This is a genomic window from Roseateles sp. P5_E11, assembly GCF_054049355.1.
This window is the reverse complement of sequence record NZ_JBFUMO010000597.1, coordinates 1-3,439: the sequence shown is the minus strand read 5'-3', so window position 1 is coordinate 3,439 and position 3,439 is coordinate 1. Positions and strand designations below refer to the sequence as shown.

The 3,439-nt window shown below is 68.3% G+C and carries 2 protein-coding genes and 1 pseudogene; all 3 read left to right on the top strand.

Going from position 1 to position 3,439, the window contains the following annotated elements; genetic code table 11:
- Window positions 1–410, top strand: a 410-nt coding sequence (locus ACXJKR_RS27600; RefSeq protein WP_457325542.1) for a copper chaperone PCu(A)C, incomplete at its 5' end; no start/stop codon positions are given.
- 103 nt (window positions 411–513) lie between these two features.
- On the top strand, window positions 514–2,796 hold the full coding sequence (locus ACXJKR_RS27595; protein WP_457325543.1) for a hypothetical protein: 2,283 nt from the start codon (window positions 514–516) through the stop codon (window positions 2,794–2,796).
- A 180-nt stretch (window positions 2,797–2,976) separates the two neighbouring features.
- Window positions 2,977–3,439 (top strand): annotated as a pseudogene (locus ACXJKR_RS27590) (peptidyl-prolyl cis-trans isomerase); the annotation flags it as partial.

Sequence of the window (3,439 nt, the reverse complement as noted above, 5' to 3'; positions counted from 1 at the left end):
GCGCTGCCTACCTGGGCTTGGCCCGCCCGGCACGGGCCTGCGAGTTCTTCAGCAGCCATCTGCGCATCTGGCACCCCTGGACTCGCACCGCCCGCGTCGACGCCGACACGGCTGTGCTGTGCATGCGCTTCGATGAGGTGCAGCGCGCGGATCGCTTGATCGGCGTCGAAACCCCGGTGGCTGCTGGAGCACGCCTGGCCGGGCCCGGCGCACCCGCCAAGGCGCAAGACTTGTCCCTGCCGATCCAACCAGGCCAGACGCTGGAGCTGACCGAGGACGGCCTGCACATCGAGCTGCTCGATCTGCAGCAGCCGCTGCAGATCGGCCGCAGCTATCCCCTGCGTCTCATCTTCGAGTTCGCCGAGCCCGTCAACGCCACGCTCAACGTCGACTTCGCCGGCTTGCCCTGAACGCGTCTCAGCAGCGTCGCGATGCCGTCACGCCAGGGTCACGGCCGCTTCCTAGCATCCGCCCCGTTCCACGCCTCCCCTATTCCCTTTCGGAGCCGCTTCCATGCCCCACTATTTCACCAAGAGCCAGATCGCCTTGGCCGCCGTGGCTGCCCTCAGCAGCATCGTCGTCATCGCGCCGACCGTCGCCACCGCCGCAGGCAAGACGCCGGGCAAATATGTCTCCGGTGACTTCCACAACCACACCACCTGCTCGGACGGCTCGATCTCGATGCAGAAGCTGGTGAAGAAGGTCACCGACAAGTCCGAGACGCCCTGGGGCCTGGACTGGTTCGTGCAGGCCGGCCACGGCGGCAATGGCAACCGCAATTGCACATTGGCCGAGGACGCTTCGCTGTCCACGCCGGCCTTCCCCTATGTCGCCGGCCAGGGCCCGACGACGACCTGGGCCAACAGCATCGGCGCGGCCAACCTCAAGGGCAACGGCGGCGGCGTCGGCGGCACGGGCAACATGTGGCGCTGGCAGTCGCTGCAGGAGTACCAGTACCCCGTCATCGAGTACCTCGCGGCCCAGAAGAACCTGCCGCTGTTCCTCGGGCTGGAGTCTGTCGTCGCCGGCCATGAGCACAGCTCGATGTCGGTGATCACTGGCCAGATGCCGGCCTCCGTCGACTCCGTCACGCTGCCCACCGCCCCCGGCTATTCGCCGCTCGGCAACGCCAACGCGCTGGCCCAGTGGTCCTACTGCTTCGACCGCAACGACACCGACACCAGTCGCGGCAACGTGACCGGCTCGAGCACGGGCAACAACTGGACTTGCGCCAACCCGAACAGCGCCGACTCCACCTCCGCCACCCTGGGCTGGAGCGCCACCGGCCAGAAGCTCATTCCCGCCACCGGCACCGGCGTCGGCACGCGCGGCCACCTCAAGACCGTCGAAGCCATGAAGTGGATGGCGAACTTCCACGGCAACGCCAGCTACTACGTGCCCGCCCACCTGGAGCGCGCCGGCCCGTTCAACCCGAACGGCAACAACGGCTACAACATCGAGCACCTGCGCAACTTCAACAACGCCGCGCCCAACGTCGCCTTCGGCTTCGAGTCGCAGCCGGGCCACGGCGCGTCTGACAACCGCGGTGAGTACCAGGTCAAGCGCAACAATATCGGCGGCGTGCTGACCGACTCCGTCGGCGGCACCACCTACGGCGGCACCGGCGTCTATGCAGGCCAGGTCGGCGGCGTCTGGGACGCCCTGCTCGGCGAAGGCCGCGGCTTCTGGTTCTTCGCCAGCTCCGACTGGCACAACCGCGGCCAGTTCGGCCCGGATGACCGCCGCTCGTCGCAGGACTTCTACCCCGGCGAATACCAGCGCACACACGTGCTGGTCCGCAACGGTGCCGACAAGCTGCGCCCGCAGACCATCGTCGACGGCCTGCGCACCGGCAACGCCTGGGCGGCCTCCGGCCAGCTGATCGACCGCCTGGCGTTCGTGGCCTGCGCTTCGTACCCGGGCATCGCCGCCCGGACGAACGCCTCCGTCGAGGCGATTGCCGTCGCCGCGGCGACCAACGCCACCGACATCGACAAGACCGGCTGCGTCACCATGGGCGAGAAGCTCGCGGTCCGCCCTGGTGCCGAGATCGTCGTGGCCGTCGTGCTGCGCGACCCGGACGGTGCGAACTTCGCCCCCTACTCGTTCCCGAACCCATCGCTGCTGCAGGTCGGCATCAACCAGCCGATCAACAAGCCGGTGCTGGACCACGTCGACGTCGTCCGTGGCCTCGTGACCGGCTACAGGACGCCCGGCTCGGCCGACTACGCCGGCGAATGGCCGCGTAACACCGACTGGCTGCGCGCCGACGGCAGCACCGCCGGCCTGTCGGCCGTGCCGGCCGCCGCCAAGAACACGTCGGCCGCCATCCTGAAGACCTTCAGCGGCAACGGCGGCTCGGCCTGGACTCAAGTGTCGTCAGGCGTGGACAACAGCGTCTTCCTGAAGATGAGCTTGCGCATCCCGGCGGTCCAGGCCTCGCAGTACGTGCGCCTGCGTGGCACCAACATGCCGGCTGCCGTGCCCTACGAGACGGACGCCAACGGCAACCCGCTGGCCGACCTGTTCACCAACGCCAACGACACGACGATGCTTCGCATCCCCTGTACGACGGTAGCCACCAACCTGCCGGCCGCTGGCGCAACCTGGACGCAGGCCAACGGCACCATCAACGGCTGCCCGGCTCACCTGGCCACGGCCACCRGCGCGGGCAACCCGATCGTGGGCCAGAAGGCGGTGTCCTACGACGTCGCGGCCTGGGCCGACCTCTGGTTCTACAGCAACCCGATCTACGTCGAAGTGGCCAATTCGGTCGCCGTCGCAGGCGTCAAGTAAAGGAGCCGGGAGCCCTGCTCCCGACAACACTTGCCAGGGCGCCGCAGCGATGCGGCGCCCTTTTTTTTGTCGCGCGTGCGCGTCCCCAGCGGCCACGCTTGTCGTCAATTTGTCTTGCAGCGTCGATAGCATCCGCCGCCTGTGCCCCGCCCCCAGAGACCGATGTCCGCCCAGCTTTCCTTGACCCCCACCGCCAAGGCGCCGCCCCGCCTATCCGGCCTGCCGAACTGGACCCGCGAACCGCTGTTGCACTTCCTGCTGCTGGGCGCTGCCCTGTTCGGCGCCGACCGCCTGCTCAACCGCGACACCGCGGGGTCCAACGAGATCATCATCAGCGCCGAAGTCGATCGCGAGGCCCGCGAGCTGTTCAAAGCCAAGCGCGGCCATGAGCCCAACGCCGAAGAGACCGCCGCGCTGCGCAAGGTCTGGCTCGACAACGAGGTGCTCTACCGCGAAGGCCTGGCGCTGCAGCTCGACAAAGGCGACACCGCGATCCGAGAACGCGTCATCTTCAAGGCGCTCAGCGTGGTCGACGGCGGCACCCAGCTGCCGCCGGTCAAGGAGCCGGTGCTGCGCGACTGGTTCGAGAAACACCGCGCCCGCTACGACGAGCCGGCTCGGTTCGACTTCCAGGAGGCCGTGC